Here is a 16311-nt window from a genome sequence, read left to right as displayed (position 1 = left end):
GGTCATTCCTCCAACCAAGTCACGGCGCTGCCATCCTGCGCCGCCTGGATGCTGATATAGGAAAAGGTGCTTTCCGCTGCCGCGCCGTGGCGATGGCGTTCATTGGGCGCGAAGCTGATGCAATCGCCGGCCCGCAGCTCCTCCGCCGAGCCGCCGAAACGTTCGGCTAGCCCGACGCCGGACAGAACATAGAGGATCTGTCCGTGCGGGTGCGTATGCCAGCGCGACATGACGCCGGGCTCAAGGCTGCAGCGCATCGCGGTCAGGCCGCCGTTGTCACCATTCTCCACGAGCGACTCCACCCAGAAGGAAGCGGTGGCGATGCCCTCGGGCGATGGTCGCATGTTCGTGCCGGCACGGTGAATGGCGGGCGATTGGGCGGATGTGGTCTGAGGCATCGCTTTCAGACCTGCTCGATCATCTGCGCGCGGCCATCGGAAAAGGACCAGTCCTCGCGCGTCGCCGTCGTGATGGTGATCATGATGTCCTCGGGACGGATGCCGGGCGCCTCGCCAAGAAGCTCGGCGACGCGGCGATAGAAGGCCTTCTTGACCTCGGTGCTGCGCGGCTTGCCGATCGTGACATCAAAGAAGATGTAATTATCCGAGCGCGGAGTGCCGGCGAAATAGGTCCGATCGAAGACGAGCTCATGCGGCTCCAACTGATGAATGGCCTGGAAGCGATCGGTCGGCGGCACGTCGAAGGCTTCGACCATGGCACGGTGAAAATTATCGGACAGCGCCTTTAGATATTCCGGCGACTTGCCGCGCAGAAGGGTGATGCGGGTGAATGGCATGGGATGCTCCTGTTTCCGTGTCACTTGACGAGCATAGAATGCCAGCAGATAATCATCCTGAAAATCAGATAATTCTGGATTTATAGTCCCAAAAATATGGATGGTTATCCATGCGGAAGATTATCTTCGATCTCGATGTGCTGCGCAGCTTCGTCACCGGCATGGATCTTGGCAGTTATGCCAAGGCAGCCGACCGGCTCGGGCGTTCGACGTCTGCGATCAGCGCCCAGCTCAAGAAGCTGGAAGAGCAGGCGGGTACGCCGATCTTCCGCAAGGTAGGGCGAGGATTGGCGCTGACGGAGGCCGGCGAGACGATGCTCGGTTATGCGCGACGGCTGCTGGACCTGAACGACGAGGCGGCCACGGCGCTCCATGGCACCGAACTGGAAGGTTGGGTGCGCCTGGGCTTGCAGGAGGATTTTGGGGAAACCCTGTTGCCGGAAGTGCTTGGACGTTTCGCGCGCGCGCATCCAAAGGTGCGCATCGAGGCGCGCGTCGTGCGCAATGCCGAGCTGGTCGAGCGGGTGACGTCAGGCAAGCTTGATCTGGCGCTTGCCTGGAGTGACGGTTTTCGCACGGCGCATACGGATCGTATCGCCGAAGTACCCCTCTGCTGGGTCGGCCCGGCGAATGGTGCGGTGCATTGGCACGCTGACAGCGGTGAGGTCATGCCGCTGGCCTCGCTCGAGGCACCCTGCCTGCTGCGGACGATCGCCACGAAGACGCTCGATCGCGCCGGTATCGGCTGGCGGATATCCTTCGTCAGCCCGAGCCTCGGAGGCCTTTGGGCAGCAACGGCGGCGGGCCTCGGCCTGGCGCTGCGCACCCCGCTCGGCTTGCCAAGTAAGGTACGGCAACTGACGCCGAGGGAAGCCGGTTTGCCAGCCCTGCCGAAGCTCGATCTCGTATTGCATCGTGCCGAGGCCGAGGCGAGCCCGGCAACGGAACGGCTGGCATCGATCATGCTGCAGGCCGTACGGCAGACGGTCGACACCGTGCCGCAGAGCCGGATATTCGAGGATGCGCCAGACTATGATGTCGTTACGGCCTGAGAGACGGCGCTGGATTCGGAAGGCTCCTTCGGCAAGCTGGCTATCCGGATTTCGGCCTCGGCTGCCAGTATCTCCAGGTCACGCGGCTGGCCCGCCAGACGTTCGATGGCTGCGATCGCAACATCCGTCGTCACATAATCGGGCTTGTGGCCGAGATTGCGGATGGTGATGAGTTCGGCACCGGCGATATCCCGCGCAAGCCCGCGTGAATGCAATTCCTCCAGCACGATATCGTCGCTGTCGCCGGTGATGATGACGGTGGGCGCCTTGATCTCGCTGTAACGCGGCGCATGGGCGGAGACATAGGCAAAGAGATTGACCACGTCGATTGCATTGTTGCGGAAGGTCTGTGGCCGCAGCACGAGTTCCGGCGCTGTCTTCATGATATAGTCTATCGGCCGCGTGTTCGGATGGAAGATGCTGAGCGTGCCGGTATCGACCCGGCGCAGGCCGATCGGAATGACGAAGAGCTGGGTGAAGAGCCAGCCGAAGACCGGCATGGCGGCGAGCGTATAGTACCAGTCGACGCCGCCGGGCCAGGGATGTGTCGCCGGAGCGAGGAAGAGCAGCCCTTCGGTCTTTTCGGGATGGCGCATGCCGAAGGCGGCGGCGATGGCACCGCCGAAGGAATGACCGATGATGACGGCACTCTTGATGCCGCGCCTCTCCATCAGCTTGGCGATGGTATCGGCCTGGCCGGAGGGAAGGGCGTTTTCGGCTGTCCCGCGCTCGGAATAGCCATGACCGGGACGATCGACGAACAGCATTTCCGCGCGGCCGCTTAAGGGTGCCGCAAAGGCCTCGAACTGATCGCGCAGATTACCGCTGGCGCCGTGGATGAAGACCAGAGCCGGCAGGTCCGCCGTTATCGGTCGTGGCAGATGCACGGCGTTCAGGCGGTAGCCGCCGATGTCAGTGAGCTCGCCGATATTGGGATAGGTCTGCTCTATGGCGCGCGTCTTGTAGGCGGAGAAGCCCGCGGCAACGGCAAGAAGCATGACAATGGCGGCGAGAAGAGAATCAAACATTGCAGCACGGATCAAATATCGTATGCCACTAATCTAGCGCATTCTCGCGGCTTTTCATCCCTTCCAACGCGATTTCAACGAAGGGGCATTTGATTCAACGAAGGAAAGAGCGTTCGCGGCCATGATCTCAGGTGCGGCTGCCGGCAACCTTTTCCGCGAGCTTGCCGGCTTCTTCCTGAGCCGACCGATTCGCCGGATACACTTCCAGGAAGCGCTCCCAAGCCCTGAGGGCGAGCGCGTCATTGCCGCCTTCGGTCAGGATTGCCGCCATGCCGGCCAGCGCGCCGAAATGGCGCGGCTCTATCCGGAGGACCTGATTGATATCTTCCATCGACTTGCGATAGTCGCCGATGGCGAAGTTGAGCGTCGCACGGCGATTCCAGCCCTCGACATAGTCGGGCTTCAGCGAAATCACCTGATCGAGATAGTCCATGGCGGCGGCATTGCGCTTGTCCCGGATGGCCTTGTCGGCCCATTGCATCAGGAGATTGATCGTGGCGCTGCCGGAATTGCTGAGCTCGGTGTTGATCTGATCCGCGATCAGGCTTGCCTGATCGGGATCGCGTTGGCGCTTCAGCGCCGTGAAGAGATTGTCGAGCTGCTGCTTCGGCGACAGGCTGCCGGAGGAATCACCGGGATTCTTCTTCTCCATTATGCCCGGTTCATCCGCCAAGGCCGGATGGGCGGCGGAGGCCGTGAGAGCAATAAGAATCGGCAGGGCTAGATATGACAAAGCAAAAACGCGCATGGCGGGCATAGTAGCCCGCCAATGTCGAAGATCAAAACCAAATTTGATGCGATCAACTAAAACTGAGCGTCGAATCCATAGGATCCGAGCCGCGCGCTATATCAGCCCTGACGAGCCTTGTAGCGCGGGTTCAGCTTGTTGATGATGTAGATGCGGCCCTTGCGGCGGACCAGACGGTTGTCACGGTGACGCGCCTTGAGCGACTTGAGCGAATTCTTGATCTTCATTTTTCTGATCCGCGATCTCTGAGGGGGAATGTCACATTCGCCCGTGTCTTTTAACAATCAAAAGCGCGCTCAGGGCGCGCTCTTTAGGGTGGGGAGCAAATACCCTGTCGCCCGTGCCCTGTCAACCATGTCAGGGGCTTTTTCCCGCCGCTCTTAGCGGAGAAGCTGTGTAACATGCCCCATCTTGCGGCCCGGCCGCGCTTCGGTCTTGCCATAAAGATGCACCAGCGTGTCGTCAAGGCGCAGCCATTCCGGCAGGGCGTCGATGTCGTCGCCGATCAGATTCGTCATGACACAGTCCGAATGACGCTCAGGCTTTCCAAGGGGCAGGCCGGCGACGGCGCGGATATGCTGTTCGAATTGCGAGATGACGCAGGCGGCTTCCGTCCAGTGGCCGGAATTGTGTACGCGCGGCGCCATTTCATTGGCGATCAGGCTGCCGTCGGCCAGTGCAAAGAACTCGATGCCGATGACGCCGACATAGCCGAGAGCCGTCAGGATCTTCTCTGCGGCTTCCCGGGCAGCTTTGGCAGTATGGTCCGAAATGGCTGCGGGTAGGGTGGACGTGTGTAGAATGCCGTTGCGATGGATATTTTCGGCCGGATCGTAACAGGCGACCTCTCCGTCGATCCCGCGCGCGGCGATGATGGAAATCTCGCGCTCGAAGGATACGAAGCTTTCGAGAATGAGCGGCACGTTGCCGAGCGCAGCATAGCCGCCCTCGGCGCTGTCGGCGGTAGAGCGATAGACGCGTTGCCCTTTGCCGTCATAACCGAGGCGGCGGGTTTTCAGCACGCCTTGCCCGCCGAAATCGGCCAGCGCCTTTTCAAGATCGGCCTGGCTGTCGACGGCATGGAAGCGGGCTGTCGGAATGCCGCAATCATTGATGAACTGCTTCTCGGTCACCCGGTCCTGCGCCATCTCCAGCGCCTTGGGGGGCGGATAGACGGTTATCTGCGAGGCAAGTTCCTCGGCGGCGGAAACCGGGACGTTCTCGAACTCGTAGGTCACGACATCGCAGCGCTTCGCCAGCTCGGCGAGAGCGGCCGCATCGTCGTAGGCGGCGGCAATCTGCTCGCTGGCGACCTGGGCTGCGGGACAATCCGTCTGCGGCTCGAGGATGACGGTGCGAAAACTCAGGCGCGCAGCCGCCATGGCCAGCATGCGGCCGAGCTGGCCACCGCCGATGATGCCGATTGTCTTCGCGCTCATAGGTCGTCCATCGGATATTCGGCGACCGCAGCACTTTGGCGCGCGCGCCATTCGTCGAGCCGGTCGGCGATCTCCTCGTCGCCAAGCGCGAGCACGGCGGCGGCAAGAAGGGCGGCATTGATCGCGCCGGCCTTGCCGATCGCCAGCGTCCCGACGGGAATGCCGGCCGGCATCTGGACGATGGAAAGGAGGCTATCTTGTCCGGACAGCGCGCGGGACTGCACCGGCACGCCGAAAACAGGCAGAGGCGTCATGGATGCGGCCATGCCCGGCAGGTGCGCCGCGCCGCCCGCGCCGGCGATGATCACCTTGAAGCCTTCGTCCCTTGCGCCCTTGGCGAAGTTCATCAGCCTGTCGGGCGTACGATGAGCCGAGATGATGCGCGCATCATAGGTGATCTCAAGCGCTTCCAGAGTGTCCGCGGCATTCTTCATGGTTTCCCAGTCGGACTGGCTTCCCATGATGATGGCGACAGGCGGTCTTTCAGTCATCATCGTTCCGTTGTCCTCCTCAGGCTATGATGTCGGGAATGATCTGGTCTTCCAGCTTGGTCAGCTTGTCCTTGATGACGAGCTTCTTCTTCTTCATGCGCTGGATTCGAAGGGCATCGCAGCCCGTCTGGATCATGGCATTGATTGCGGTATCATAATCCTCGTGTTCCTGGCGCAGCCGCGCCACGACCAGCCTGATTTCCGCCTGTTCCTGATCGGCCATGTTCATTTCCCCAGCATATAGCGGAATCGCGTTCGTTCCGTCTCCTGAATCCCGCAAGCTCCTATCACCAAATGGCGATAACGGGAAGTTATCCTTCATCACGAATTTGCCGCTTATAGGCCACGTTTTCGCCTTCGACAAAGGCTCGATATTATGGCACAGTGGGAGGGTTGACACCCAGAGTCTTGGCGAATGGATGGTCAGGGCTCTTAAAGAGGAAGGAAGGGTCATATGACTGTTCAAGCTCATCTTGAATCGCTCGAAAAGAAACATGTTGCTCTCGAGGAGGAGCTACATCTGGCACTGTCATCTCCCTCTATGAATGATACGGAAATAGCCGACATCAAACGCAGAAAACTGCGCGTCAAGGACGAAATCCAACGTCTGCGTTCGCCGGTTCACTGACATAACGTTTTTAAAGGTCAAGAAGCCATTGATCTTGGGGGCAAGAGAGGCGGATCAAAAATTTTCCAGCCAGGGTCGATGAGCATTCCCGTCAAAAACGGATGCGCCAACATCATAGCGTTAGGGGTAGAAGTTGGCGCAATTTTCCTGAAGCAGCGAAAGCGAAGCGTTTTCAGGACCAGAACTGATCCAGCCATAAATTCAGCTTGTCGAAACCGCGGCTGTTGACCGCGTATATGCGTTTCGTGCCTTCATTGGTGACGGAAACGAGATTGCTGTCGAGCAGCGCCTTGAGATGCTGCGAGACCGCCGGGCGGCTGATCGGCAGGCCCTGCGCCAGTTCGTTGACCGTTTTGGGTGCGCGGCGCAATTCCTCCAGCAGGTAGCGCCGGTTCGGATCCGCGATGGCTGCGAAAGGGTCCATGGTCGACATGGCGGAAAGCTACGTCAAACACCAAAGGGCGGCAAGTTAATTGTGCGCTGCATGATATATTGTGCGACCTAGCCGATTGCTTGAACTTGGCGAGCACTTCATCTTCCCGCGGGCCGGCGGTTTCGGACGCTGCCCCTTGTCAGACAGAGCTAACGGATTTACTCACGATTGTCGAACCGGTGAGCCATCGCTGACGATGGAAGCCAAAACCATGGAAGCTCGCATGACCGTGCCCGAAGATCGTTGCCGCCTCGTTCTCATCGTTCCCGATATTGCCGATATCGAGCTGCAGGCGAAGGTCGTGGCCGACGCGCTTAGGGGCGGAGACGTCGCCTCGGTGATCATTCCCCAATACGGGCTGGATGACGGCGCTTTCCAGAAACATGCGGAAAAACTGGTGCCAGCGGTGCAGGCGGCGGGGGCTGCGGCATTAATTGCCGGCGACAGCCGCGTGGCGGGCAGGGTCAAGGCCGACGGGCTGCATATTGCCGGCAATCGCACGGAACTTGCCGATGCCGTCGAAAAATTCGTGCCGAAGCTGATCGTCGGCGGAAGCGCTGCCGACAGGCACGGCGCGCTGGAGGTCGGCGAGTTGCGACCGGATTATATCTTTTTCGGCAAGCTGGACGGCGACATCAAGCCGGAGGCGCATCCGAAGAATCTGGCACTCGGCGAATGGTGGGCCTCGATGGTGGAAATCCCTTGTATCGTCATGGGTGGCACCGATCCGCAATCGGCACTCGAAGTGGCCTTGACGGGTGCCGAGTTCGTCGCGTTGCGTACAGCGGTTTTTGCCGATCCTGCGGCGGCTCCGTCCATCGTTGCGCAAGTGAATGCGCTTCTGGACGAAAAAGCGCCACGGTTTGAGGATTGATAGCGTTTCATGTCGTCAAAGCCTCGATTCCGCCATAAACCTTTTCTTGTCGCGCTCACGGCCGGCTTGGCGATATTTCCACTGCTGGCTGCAGCGCAATCGGATAATGGCGCCACGTCGCTGCCGGGCGTCGCGGTACCGGCCGACAAGGGGGCGAGGCCCGACGACAAGGCGCAGTCCGACGACGCATCCACCGTGCCGGATGCGCCGGCGGCCAACGAAAGCATCGTGACGCGGCCGCTGGGTACCGATGCCGGTACCTTCAAGACCGAGAAGATCCAGCCGGGTGCCGAGCCGAAGGCCGACGGCGACGTCAAGCCCTCCGAAGGCGTCGGCGTCTTCGAGCGCATGGGCGCCAATCTGCCCGCTCTGCCGCCGGAAAAACCCTTCAAGGGCAAGGTCGATGACGCCTATGGCGCTTTCCAGCGCGGCTATTATCTGACCGCCTTTCAGAGGGCGCTGCCGCGGGCGCAGCTCGGCGACCCGGCCGCGCAGACCCTCATTGCCGAGCTGATGTCGCAGGGATTGGGCGTCAAGCGCGACACCAAGGATGCCGCTTTCTGGTACAGCAAGGCCGCCGATGGCGGCGATGCGACCTCGATGTTCAAATACGCCTTGATCCTGATGGAAGGTCGCGACGTGCCCCGCGATCAGAAGAAGGCGGATGAATGGATGAGGAAGGCTGCCGAAGCCGGGCAGCCTTCGGCCGAATTCAACGTGGCACAGATGCTGACGGCCGAAAATCCCGGCGCGAAGGGCCTGCAAATGGCGCTTCCCTATTATGAGAAATCCGCCCAGCAGGGCATCGCCGACGCGCAATATGCCGTCTCGCAGCTCTATCTCAATCTTCCCGACCTGCCGCCGGAGAAGAAGGCCCGCGCGCGGGAGTGGCTGTCGCGCGCCGCCAATTCCGGTTTCGACACCGCGCAGCTCGACATGGGCCTGTGGCTCATCAACGGCATCGGCGGCGGCAAGGATCTGGAAAACGGCTTCAACTGGATGCGGGTCGCCGCCTTTCGCGGCAATGTCGTCGCCCAGAACAAGCTGGCGCACCTTTATATCAACGCCATCGGCACGAAGCAGGATCCGGTGGCTGCGGCCACCTGGTATGTCGTTTCCCGCCGCGCCGGTCTGAAGGATGCAGAGCTCGAGGATTTCTATCAGGGCATCGAGGACTATCAGCAGAAGGCGGCCATCGACGCTGCGAACAAGTATCGTCGCGCGCGGTAGCAGCGAGGCCGAAACCAGCCGTAACGGGCCCGATATGACGTCAGTTTGCGCGTGGCATAGCCTCACCACTTGAAATTCCCCCGATTTTATGGTCTTGAGGCCGCCAATCTTTATTTCCGCTGACGCTCCCGCTCCGTCGGGGCCTGCTTTCGGGCCCGGTCAGCGCTTTCTGCATTATCCAAGGAAACCCGATGGCCCGTTCTGCTCTTCTCAATGTCATGGTTCAGGCTGCCCTCAAGGCAGGCAAGTCGCTCAGCCGCGATTTCGGCGAAGTGCAGAACCTGCAGGTTTCGGTGAAGGGGCCGGGCGATTTCGTCAGCCAGGCCGACCTCAAGGCACAGAAGATCATTCGTGACGAACTCCTGAAGGCCCGCCCGACCTACGGTTTCCTCGGCGAAGAAGACGAGGAGATCAAGGGAACCGACGGCGCGCATCGCTGGATCGTCGATCCGCTCGACGGCACCACCAACTTCCTGCACGGTATTCCGATGTTCGCCGTTTCGATCGCGCTTGAGCGCAATGACGAGATCGTTGCCGGCGTCATCTTCAATCCGGCGACCGACGAACTCTATACGACCGAACGCGGCGGCGGCGCATTCCTCAACGATCGCCGCCTGCGCGTCGCTTCGCGCCGCGTACTGTCGGACAGCGTCATCGGCTGTGGTGTCCCGCATCTCGGCCGCGGCAATCACGGCAAATTCCTCGTCGAGCTGCGCCACGTCATGGGCGAAGTCGCCGGTGTGCGCCGCCTCGGCTCCGCATCGCTCGATCTCGCCTATGTCGCGGCCGGCCGTTTCGACGGTTTCTGGGAAACCGGCCTGTCCCCCTGGGATGTCGCGGCCGGCATTCTGCTGATCCGTGAAGCCGGCGGTTTCGTCTCGGATTTCCATGGCGGCAACGACATGCTCGGCACAAGTTCGATCATCTGCGGCAACGAGCACATCCAGAAGGCGCTCGCCGAAGTGATCAAGCGTCCGATCCCGACGAAGTAAGCCATTCCCCAGTTCGCTTTTTCGAATGACAAAACAGTCTGTTGCCAACGGACTGTTTTGTGCTTTCCGTCTCTTCAATTCGGCACAATGTTGCTCTAGTCTCCGCCTGCGGAAAATGCGGTGGCGGAGCGTATGATGGAAAATGTGAATCTGTCGGATCTGGGATCGACCGACAACGTATCGGGCACTTACACCTACAAGCTCTCAAGTCCGATGGCCTTTTTCTGGACGATGGTTCTTTTCCTGATCATCGTCGGCTTCATAGTGGCCATCCTCTTCCGTCAGGCCCAGGTCGCTTTCCTCCATAATCCCGGCCTCAACGGCCTGATCCTCGGCGTTCTGGCCGTCGGTATCCTGCTGGTCTTCAATCATGTGCTGATGCTGAGGCCTGAGGTTCGCTGGTTCAATCATTTCCGCGCCGTCGGCAATGCGGACAAGGTTGGCCGCAATCCGCGGCTTCTCGCGCCGATGCGCGCGCTGCTCGGCAACCGCCGCGCGATGCAGCTCTCCACGGCGACATTGCGCTCCATTCTCGATTCGATCGCCACGCGCCTCGACGAATCGCGCGATACCTCGCGCTATCTCATCGGCCTGCTGGTCTTTCTGGGCCTGCTCGGCACCTTCTGGGGTCTGATCGGTACGATCGGCTCGATTAACGACGTCATTCAGGGCCTCGATGCTGGCACCGGCGGCAGCGGCGATATTCTGAGCGCCCTGAAGAGCGGGCTTTCCGGCCCGCTGGTCGGCATGGGCACGGCCTTCTCGTCGTCGCTGCTCGGCCTTTCCGGCTCGCTGATCCTCGGCTTCCTCGACCTGCAGGCCGGCCGCGCGCAGAACCGCTTCTATACCGAGCTCGAAAACTGGCTCTCGTCGGTCACCGATGTCGGCTCCGATATCGCCCCCGTCATCGAAGGCGCGGCCGGTGCCTCCTCGGAGGATGTGCGGGCGCTGTCGGACTATCTGCGCAAGATCGCCGACGAAGGCGGCGGCCAGCGCTCGGTAACCGCCATGGCCAACCTCGCCGAAGGCATTCAGGGCCTGGTCAAGAACATGCGCAACGAACAACAGATGCTGCGGGACTGGATCGAGGCACAGCAGGAAGAGGCGAAATCGATGCGCCGCACGCTCGATCGCCTTGCCGACCGCATCGGTCACACCGAGAAGACCGGGAGCAAGTAGGCCATGGCGCTCGCCCGCAACCGACGCCACCAGAGAAGCGTCGACTACTGGCCAGGCTTCGTCGACGCGCTGTCCACGCTGCTGATGGCCATCATGTTCCTGCTGACGGTATTCGTCGTCGGCCAATTCATCCTCAGTCGCGAAATCTCCGGGCGTGACGAGGTTCTCAACCGTCTCAACAGCCGCATCAACGATCTGGTGGAGCAGCTGGCGCTCGAAAAAAATGGCAAGCAGGATCTGGAAGATACCGTCGCCAATCTGCAAGCCTCCCTTTCCGCCGCGGAGGGCGAGCGCTCGCGCCTGCAGACCCTGCTTGCCGCGGGGTCCGGCAATAGCCAGGCCGCCGAGCAGCGGGCCGGTACGCTGTCGCAGCAGCTCGACGAGCAGAAGCAGGTGAGTACGCGGGCCCTCAGCCAGGTCGATCTCCTCAATCAGCAGATAGCCGCTCTGCGCAGCCAGATCGCGGCCGTGGAGGCGGCACTGCAGGCTTCCGAGACCAAGGACCAGACGTCGCAGGTGAAGATCGCCGATCTCGGGCGGCGGCTGAACGTGGCGCTGGCCCAGCGTGTGCAGGAACTGAACCGCTACCGCTCGGATTTCTTTGGCCGCTTGCGCGAAATCCTGTCCGACCGTGATAATATCCGCATCGTCGGCGACCGTTTCGTGTTCCAGTCGGAAGTGCTGTTCCCGTCGGGAGCGGCCGATCTCAATCCGGCCGGCCAGGCGGAGATGACCAAGCTCGCGGCGGCTCTCATCGATCTTTCCAAGGAAATCCCGCCTGAAATCAATTGGGTGCTGCGCGTCGATGGCCATACGGACAATGTGCCGCTTTCGGGCAGTGGCCGCTATCCGGACAACTGGGCGCTGTCGTCGGCGCGCGCCATCGCCGTCGTCAAGTTCCTGATCTCGCAGGGCGTCCCCGCCGATAGGCTGGTTGCGGCCGGCTTCGGCGAATTCCAGCCGATCGCACCCGGCGATACGCCGGATGCTCGTGCCACCAACCGGCGCATCGAACTGAAGCTGACGGAAAAATAGTCGATCAGCGCCCCGGCGATGCGACGCTATCGAGGCGTGCCTGCAGGAATTGCCGCACGGCTTCGCTGTCGCTGAGGCCGATCGCGGTGCGATATGCGCTGGCGGCGTTTTCCGTATCCCCCGTCTCGGCCAGGAGGTGGGCGCGCACAGCCCAATAGGGCTGATAAGTGACCATGTCGCGCTCGGCTATCCGGTCAAGGAGCGCCAGGCCGGCTGACGGACCCTTTACTCTGCCTGTCACGGCCGCGTGGCTGACGCGGGCGCCAGCTGTCGGCTTCATGATCACAAGCGCTTCATAGAGCTTGGCAAGCGCGGCCCAGTCGGTCGCGCCGGAGCGTCGCCGTTCGGCATGTACGGACTGGATCGCGGCCTGACACTGAAACGGGCCGAAACGGCCGACTGCACCGGCCTTTCGCAGCAGATTGTCGGCCTCGGCGATCATTTCGGCATTCCAGAGCGCGGGTTCCTGCTGGTCGAGCGGGACATATCGTCCATTCGCATCGCGCCGTGCTTCACGACGGGATTCGCTGTAGAGCATCAGCGACAACAAGCCCGCCGCCTCCGGTTCCTGGGGCAGGGTTGCAAGCAGTGTGCGGCCGAGCCAGATGGCTTCCTCCGCGAGCGAGCCTTGCTTGCCGGTCTCTCCGTCGACCCCGTCCCAGCCGAGGCCGTAGGCGGCATATATCGCCGAAAGCACGCTTTCCAATCGGTCCGGCAACACGGACCGCTCCGGAACGATAAAAGGAATATGTGCGTCGCGGATCTTGATTTTTGCCCGCACGAGCCGCTGGCTCATGGCTTGCGGCGAAACGAGGAAGGCCTTGGCTATGGTTGCGGCATCGACGGCCAGTACGGATTGCAGCATCAGCGGGGTGTGAGCGGAGCGATGCAAAGCCGGATGGGTGCAGACGAAGAGGAGCTTCAACCGTTCATCCGGAAATGTTGGATTATCGGCATTCATGCGTTCCTCTGCCTCTTCGAAGGCCATCATGATCCTGTCGCGCGCGCCGGCCCTGACGTTCTCGTGCCTGACCCGGCGAAGGAGATTACGCTTGGCCGCAACCAGCAGCCAGGCTTCAGGATTGTCGGGGATGCCGCGCTCCGGCCAGGTACTCAGCGCTGCCGCGATCGCATCGGACAGAGCATCCTCAGCCGCCGGCACGTCACGGAAGCGCGCGGCGAGAAAAGCAATCAGCTTGCCGTAGGATTGACGCGCTGCTTGCTCTGCAGCGCGTCGGGCATCCAATGCCATGATGGCTACATCTGCAATCGCGGCCGTATCTCGACCGAGCCTTGCTGGGAGATCGGTATGCGCAGGGCCCATTCCAGCGCGGCATCGAGATCCGGAACCTCGATCAGATAGAAGCCGCCAAGCTGCTCCTTACCGTCAGGGAAGGGACCGTCCTGCACTTCGTGGTCCTCGCCTTGGCGACGGACGACAGTTGCCGTTTCCGGCGCGGTCAATCCCGCGCCACCAGTCATGATGCCGGCCTGGATAAGCGCCTGCGTGTAGGCAATCCAGCTGTTCTTATAGGTCGGGTCCGCGCGACGCTCGAAATCCTCGGCTGATTCACGGATGATCAAAGCATATTGCATGAGATAATTCTCCCATTTGCAGTTTTGACGATGGCCGGACGGCGTATCCCACAAAGCTGAATGCCGGAATATACAACACCGCTGGCAAAACGGCTTCCTGCCGCTTCGATATAATGAGCCGCGAGCTCGGGCGAATTCGACACGCGCAGAAAGATTTTTGAATTCATCGCCGAAAAATCAAAACGGCCGGCATGCCCAGGGGCAGCCGGCCGGATATGGCTTTACAGCGGATGCTTGACGCGAAGCCTCAGGCCGTTGCGGTGGTCTGGTCGTCGATGGCGGCGGCGCCGACATGAGCCTTGATCGATTCGATGGCATGCAGAGCCGAAGCCTTTGCCTTGTAGCCTTCGGAACCGAACATGGTTTCGCCGTTCGAGGCTTTGAAGCGGAAGCGAAACTCGCCGGCCTTGTCCTTGTAGACTTCAAATTTATACATGGTTCACGTCTCCTAGAATCGCGTCAGCGCGGGATAACGCGGAAAATCTAGCTCAACTTCAAAGTTATTTCCATATGGTTGTATTTGCGGCAACCGAACACTGCACACACTATTTCGCGATAAGCATGTGCTCCTCTATGCCGGCATCGAACTGCAGGCGCGCAAGCTTCGCGTAAATGCCGCCGTGACGAATCAGGCTTTGATGCGTGCCTTCCTCGACGATACGGCCCTGATCCAGCACCAGAATGCGGTCAGCCTTCAGCACGGTCGCCAGGCGATGGGCGATGACGAGGGTGGTGCGTGTTTCCATGAGGCCTTCCAGGGCCTTCTGCACCAGGGTTTCGCTTTCCGCATCAAGCGCGGAGGTTGCCTCGTCGAGCAGCAGGATCGGCGCGTTCTTCAGGATGGCGCGGGCAATGGCGATGCGTTGCCGCTGGCCGCCGGAGAGCGTTACACCGCGCTCGCCGACTTGCGTGTCGTATCCCTTTTCCAGGCGCGAGACGAATTCGTCCGCCTGTGCGGCGATGGCGGCGGCGTATACTTCGTCGCGAGAGGCATCCGGGCGGCCGAAGGCGATGTTGTCATGGATGGAAGCGGCGAAGATCGTCGTGTCTTGGGGCACGATGGCGATGCGCTCGCGCAGGGCGTCCGGCAGAACATCGCGAGCGTCGACGCCATCTATGGCGACACCGCCCTTCTGTGGATCATAGAAGCGCAGCAGCAGCGAAAAAATGGTGCTTTTGCCGGCGCCAGATGCCCCGACGATCGCGACCGTCTCGCCCGGCTTCACCGAGAAGGAGAGCCCATGCAGCGCCGATCTGCCGGGACGGGACGGATAGGAGAAATGGACATCGGTGAATTCCACGCGACCTTGCGCCGGCTGCGGCAAGGGCAGGGGATTGGCCGGAGCGGCAATCGGCGAAACCTCGGCAAGCAGCTCGCCCAGGCGGTCGGCCGCGCCCGCGGCCTGCGACAGCTCGCCCCAGACTTCCGACAGTGAACCGAGCGAGGAGCCGGCAATGACGGAATAGAGCAGGAACTGGCCGAGCGTGCCGGCCGACATGGTGCCGGCGAGCACATTTTGCGCCCCCACCCAGAGAACGGCGACAATGCTGCCGAAGATCATGGCAATGGCGAAGCCCGTCAGCAGCGAGCGGGATTTGATCGCCGCGCGCGCCGCCTGATAGGCATCCTCGACCGTAGCTCCGTAACGCTGGGAAGCGGCGATCTCGCCGTTGTAGGCCTGTATGGTGCGGTTGGCTGCGATGGTCTCATTGGCATAGGCGGATGCCTGCGCCAAAGTATCCTGGGCGGCACGCGAGCGCTTGCGCACGGAACGGCCGAAGCTGACCAGCGGCAGCACGATGATCGGGATGGCGATCAGGACGATGCTGGAAAGCTTCGGGCTGGTGACGATCATCATGATCACGGCGCCGAGACAGAGGATGAGGTTGCGCAGGGCGACCGAGGCAGTGGCACCGACGGCGGATTTGATCTGAGTCGTGTCGGCCGTCAGCCGCGAGACGATTTCGCCGGATTGGTTGACGTCGAAGAAGGAGGGCGACAGCCGCGTGACGTGGTCGAAGACCTCGCGGCGCATGTCGGAAACGATGCGCTCGCCGATGGAGATGACGAAATAGTAGCGCAGCGCGCTCGCCGCGGCGAGCACCAGGGCCATGCCCATGATCGCGATGAAATAGCTGTCGACCAGTCCGCGGTCGGCCTCATCGAAGCCGTGGTCGATCATGCGGCGGACGGCGACCGGCAGAGCGAGCGAGGTGACGGCTGCGAGGACGAGCGAGACAAGCGCTCCGGTCACCATGCCGCGATATCGCCCGAGGTACGGCGTCAATCGCCCAAGGGGACGGATTGATCGGGTTTTCTTTTCCTCTGCCTGGCCAGTCTCTGACAAGTCGTCTCCAATCCCCATATCAGCAAGGGACTCGACGTTTCGCCCCTTGTTATCGCCGCTGCCTTCATGTATAGGCACGCCATCTTAATTGGAAGCCGTGGCCTTTAACGGACTGCGGCTTCATTTATTCAATCGGTTCGGTTGCCGCAATGGCTTGCGACAAATGGACCCTGGCATGACAGGAAGATTGTTATGAAGGCCAACATTCATCCCGACTACCACGTTATCAAGGTAGTCATGACCGACGGCACCGAATATGAAACCCGCTCGACCTGGGGTTCTGAAGGCGCTGTCATGAACCTCGAAATCGACTCCAAGTCCCATCCGGCTTGGACGGGCGGCAACCAGCAGATGATGGACCGTGCCGGCCGCGTTTCGAAGTTCAACAAGCGCTTCGGCGGTCTCGGCATCTAATCGCTCTGCGATTTGCTGTTTGAAAAGA

21 protein-coding genes are annotated in these 16311 nt (G+C 61.2%); 8 read left to right on the top strand and 13 right to left on the bottom strand.

Annotation, left to right across the window (positions count from 1 at the left end; all coding sequences use genetic code 11):
- Positions 1-2: 2 nt before the first annotated feature.
- Together CCGE531_RS15480 and CCGE531_RS15475 are read right to left on the bottom strand one after the other, a co-directional pair.
- Positions 3-398, bottom strand: coding sequence for a cupin domain-containing protein (locus CCGE531_RS15480; protein WP_120664972.1), 396 nt, complete (start codon positions 396-398; stop codon positions 3-5).
- A gap of 5 nt (positions 399-403) precedes the next feature.
- On the bottom strand, positions 404-796 hold the full coding sequence (locus CCGE531_RS15475; protein WP_120664971.1) for a tautomerase family protein: 393 nt from the start codon (positions 794-796) through the stop codon (positions 404-406).
- A 110-nt stretch (positions 797-906) separates the two neighbouring features.
- On the opposite strand from CCGE531_RS15475, the gene CCGE531_RS15470 reads away from it, so the two are divergent.
- Positions 907-1848: a LysR substrate-binding domain-containing protein gene (locus tag CCGE531_RS15470; RefSeq protein WP_120664970.1), complete on the top strand. Its 942-nt coding sequence runs from the start codon at positions 907-909 to the stop codon at positions 1846-1848.
- Here the strand turns inward: CCGE531_RS15470 and CCGE531_RS15465 are convergent.
- The 6 genes from CCGE531_RS15465 to CCGE531_RS15440 all read right to left on the bottom strand — a co-directional run bounded on the left by CCGE531_RS15465 (position 1827) and on the right by CCGE531_RS15440 (position 5777).
- Positions 1827-2876 carry an alpha/beta hydrolase gene (locus tag CCGE531_RS15465; RefSeq protein ID WP_120664969.1) on the bottom strand — a complete coding sequence of 350 codons (1050 nt, stop codon included), beginning with the start codon at positions 2874-2876 and terminating at the stop codon, positions 1827-1829. The genes CCGE531_RS15470 and CCGE531_RS15465 overlap by 22 nt on opposite strands.
- 127 nt (positions 2877-3003) lie before the next feature.
- On the bottom strand, positions 3004-3633 hold the full coding sequence (locus CCGE531_RS15460; protein WP_120664968.1) for a hypothetical protein: 630 nt from the start codon (positions 3631-3633) through the stop codon (positions 3004-3006).
- Positions 3634-3725: 92 nt separating this feature from the next.
- On the bottom strand, positions 3726-3851 hold the full coding sequence (gene ykgO, locus CCGE531_RS15455; protein ID WP_003582204.1) for a type B 50S ribosomal protein L36: 126 nt from the start codon (positions 3849-3851) through the stop codon (positions 3726-3728).
- A 153-nt stretch (positions 3852-4004) separates the two neighbouring features.
- Positions 4005-5063 carry a 5-(carboxyamino)imidazole ribonucleotide synthase gene (locus CCGE531_RS15450; RefSeq protein ID WP_120664967.1) on the bottom strand — a complete coding sequence of 353 codons (1059 nt, stop codon included), beginning with the start codon at positions 5061-5063 and terminating at the stop codon, positions 4005-4007.
- Positions 5060-5554 (bottom strand): 5-(carboxyamino)imidazole ribonucleotide mutase, encoded by a 495-nt coding sequence (gene purE / locus CCGE531_RS15445; protein ID WP_113371182.1) that lies wholly within the window; start codon positions 5552-5554, stop codon positions 5060-5062. Before purE ends, CCGE531_RS15450 begins: the two co-directional genes overlap by 4 nt.
- A 19-nt stretch (positions 5555-5573) precedes the next feature.
- A complete protein-coding gene (locus CCGE531_RS15440; RefSeq protein WP_120664966.1) occupies positions 5574-5777 on the bottom strand; it encodes a DUF465 domain-containing protein in 204 nt (67 codons plus the stop codon).
- A 231-nt stretch (positions 5778-6008) separates the two neighbouring features.
- On the opposite strand from CCGE531_RS15440, the gene CCGE531_RS15430 reads away from it, so the two are divergent.
- Positions 6009-6182: a DUF465 domain-containing protein gene (locus CCGE531_RS15430; RefSeq protein WP_120664964.1), complete on the top strand. Its 174-nt coding sequence runs from the start codon at positions 6009-6011 to the stop codon at positions 6180-6182.
- Positions 6183-6354: 172 nt separating this feature from the next.
- Here CCGE531_RS15430 and CCGE531_RS15425 read toward each other — a convergent pair whose 3' ends face one another.
- On the bottom strand, positions 6355-6615 hold the full coding sequence (locus tag CCGE531_RS15425; RefSeq protein WP_034476040.1) for a metalloregulator ArsR/SmtB family transcription factor: 261 nt from the start codon (positions 6613-6615) through the stop codon (positions 6355-6357).
- 223 nt (positions 6616-6838) lie between these two features.
- On the opposite strand from CCGE531_RS15425, the gene CCGE531_RS15420 reads away from it, so the two are divergent.
- The 5 genes from CCGE531_RS15420 to CCGE531_RS15400 all read left to right on the top strand — a co-directional run bounded on the left by CCGE531_RS15420 (position 6839) and on the right by CCGE531_RS15400 (position 11925).
- Positions 6839-7489 carry a thiamine phosphate synthase gene (locus CCGE531_RS15420; RefSeq protein WP_120666871.1) on the top strand — a complete coding sequence of 217 codons (651 nt, stop codon included), beginning with the start codon at positions 6839-6841 and terminating at the stop codon, positions 7487-7489.
- Positions 7490-7498: 9 nt separating this feature from the next.
- Positions 7499-8719 (top strand): tetratricopeptide repeat protein, encoded by a 1221-nt coding sequence (locus tag CCGE531_RS15415; RefSeq protein ID WP_120664963.1) that lies wholly within the window; start codon positions 7499-7501, stop codon positions 8717-8719.
- A gap of 191 nt (positions 8720-8910) precedes the next feature.
- Positions 8911-9711, top strand: a complete 801-nt coding sequence (locus CCGE531_RS15410; protein ID WP_120664962.1) for an inositol monophosphatase family protein — start codon at positions 8911-8913, stop codon at positions 9709-9711.
- Between the two features lie 135 nt (positions 9712-9846).
- Positions 9847-10890 (top strand): flagellar motor protein MotA, encoded by a 1044-nt coding sequence (locus CCGE531_RS15405; protein ID WP_120666869.1) that lies wholly within the window; start codon positions 9847-9849, stop codon positions 10888-10890.
- Between the two features lie 3 nt (positions 10891-10893).
- Positions 10894-11925 carry a peptidoglycan -binding protein gene (locus CCGE531_RS15400; RefSeq protein WP_120664961.1) on the top strand — a complete coding sequence of 344 codons (1032 nt, stop codon included), beginning with the start codon at positions 10894-10896 and terminating at the stop codon, positions 11923-11925.
- 4 nt (positions 11926-11929) lie between these two features.
- On the opposite strand, the gene CCGE531_RS15395 is transcribed toward CCGE531_RS15400, so the two are convergent.
- The 4 genes from CCGE531_RS15395 to CCGE531_RS15380 all read right to left on the bottom strand — a co-directional run bounded on the left by CCGE531_RS15395 (position 11930) and on the right by CCGE531_RS15380 (position 15869).
- Positions 11930-13177 (bottom strand): DUF6596 domain-containing protein, encoded by a 1248-nt coding sequence (locus CCGE531_RS15395; RefSeq protein WP_120664960.1) that lies wholly within the window; start codon positions 13175-13177, stop codon positions 11930-11932.
- Positions 13178-13182: 5 nt separating this feature from the next.
- A complete protein-coding gene (locus CCGE531_RS15390; RefSeq protein WP_120664959.1) occupies positions 13183-13521 on the bottom strand; it encodes a YciI family protein in 339 nt (112 codons plus the stop codon).
- Positions 13522-13768: 247 nt separating this feature from the next.
- Positions 13769-13957 (bottom strand): YegP family protein, encoded by a 189-nt coding sequence (locus CCGE531_RS15385; protein ID WP_120664958.1) that lies wholly within the window; start codon positions 13955-13957, stop codon positions 13769-13771.
- Positions 13958-14066: 109 nt separating this feature from the next.
- Entirely contained in the window at positions 14067-15869 is a 1803-nt protein-coding gene (locus tag CCGE531_RS15380) for an ABC transporter transmembrane domain-containing protein (protein ID WP_120664957.1), read from the bottom strand.
- A gap of 192 nt (positions 15870-16061) precedes the next feature.
- On the opposite strand from CCGE531_RS15380, the gene rpmE reads away from it, so the two are divergent.
- Entirely contained in the window at positions 16062-16283 is a 222-nt protein-coding gene (gene rpmE / locus CCGE531_RS15375; protein WP_120664956.1) for a 50S ribosomal protein L31, read from the top strand.
- The last annotated feature ends 28 nt before the right edge of the window (positions 16284-16311 follow it).

The sequence above is a fragment of the Rhizobium sp. CCGE531 genome, assembly GCF_003627795.1.
Classification (GTDB): Bacteria; Pseudomonadota; Alphaproteobacteria; order Rhizobiales; family Rhizobiaceae; genus Rhizobium.
This window is presented reverse-complemented; position numbering and strand designations above follow the sequence as displayed.

Excerpts from the sequence above, each read along its gene's own strand:
- CCGE531_RS15415 (WP_120664963.1), top strand. The coding sequence starts at position 7,499 with ATGTCGTCAAAGCCTCGATTCCGCCATAAACCTTTTCTTGTCGCGCTC.
- CCGE531_RS15400 (WP_120664961.1), top strand. The coding sequence starts at position 10,894 with ATGGCGCTCGCCCGCAACCGACGCCACCAGAGAAGCGTCGACTACTGG.
- CCGE531_RS15480 (WP_120664972.1), bottom strand. The coding sequence starts at position 398 with ATGCCTCAGACCACATCCGCCCAATCGCCCGCCATTCACCGTGCCGGC.
- CCGE531_RS15475 (WP_120664971.1), bottom strand. The coding sequence starts at position 796 with ATGCCATTCACCCGCATCACCCTTCTGCGCGGCAAGTCGCCGGAATAT.
- CCGE531_RS15395 (WP_120664960.1), bottom strand. The coding sequence starts at position 13,177 with ATGGCATTGGATGCCCGACGCGCTGCAGAGCAAGCAGCGCGTCAATCC.
- CCGE531_RS15405 (WP_120666869.1), top strand. The coding sequence starts at position 9,847 with ATGGAAAATGTGAATCTGTCGGATCTGGGATCGACCGACAACGTATCG.
- CCGE531_RS15460 (WP_120664968.1), bottom strand. The coding sequence starts at position 3,633 with ATGCCCGCCATGCGCGTTTTTGCTTTGTCATATCTAGCCCTGCCGATT.
- rpmE (WP_120664956.1), top strand. The coding sequence starts at position 16,062 with ATGAAGGCCAACATTCATCCCGACTACCACGTTATCAAGGTAGTCATG.
- CCGE531_RS15425 (WP_034476040.1), bottom strand. The coding sequence starts at position 6,615 with ATGTCGACCATGGACCCTTTCGCAGCCATCGCGGATCCGAACCGGCGC.
- CCGE531_RS15390 (WP_120664959.1), bottom strand. The coding sequence starts at position 13,521 with ATGCAATATGCTTTGATCATCCGTGAATCAGCCGAGGATTTCGAGCGT.
- CCGE531_RS15470 (WP_120664970.1), top strand. The coding sequence starts at position 907 with ATGCGGAAGATTATCTTCGATCTCGATGTGCTGCGCAGCTTCGTCACC.
- CCGE531_RS15440 (WP_120664966.1), bottom strand. The coding sequence starts at position 5,777 with ATGGCCGATCAGGAACAGGCGGAAATCAGGCTGGTCGTGGCGCGGCTG.
- CCGE531_RS15450 (WP_120664967.1), bottom strand. The coding sequence starts at position 5,063 with ATGAGCGCGAAGACAATCGGCATCATCGGCGGTGGCCAGCTCGGCCGC.
- CCGE531_RS15420 (WP_120666871.1), top strand. The coding sequence starts at position 6,839 with ATGACCGTGCCCGAAGATCGTTGCCGCCTCGTTCTCATCGTTCCCGAT.
- CCGE531_RS15430 (WP_120664964.1), top strand. The coding sequence starts at position 6,009 with ATGACTGTTCAAGCTCATCTTGAATCGCTCGAAAAGAAACATGTTGCT.
- CCGE531_RS15410 (WP_120664962.1), top strand. The coding sequence starts at position 8,911 with ATGGCCCGTTCTGCTCTTCTCAATGTCATGGTTCAGGCTGCCCTCAAG.
- purE (WP_113371182.1), bottom strand. The coding sequence starts at position 5,554 with ATGACTGAAAGACCGCCTGTCGCCATCATCATGGGAAGCCAGTCCGAC.
- ykgO (WP_003582204.1), bottom strand. The coding sequence starts at position 3,851 with ATGAAGATCAAGAATTCGCTCAAGTCGCTCAAGGCGCGTCACCGTGAC.
- CCGE531_RS15465 (WP_120664969.1), bottom strand. The coding sequence starts at position 2,876 with ATGTTTGATTCTCTTCTCGCCGCCATTGTCATGCTTCTTGCCGTTGCC.
- CCGE531_RS15385 (WP_120664958.1), bottom strand. The coding sequence starts at position 13,957 with ATGTATAAATTTGAAGTCTACAAGGACAAGGCCGGCGAGTTTCGCTTC.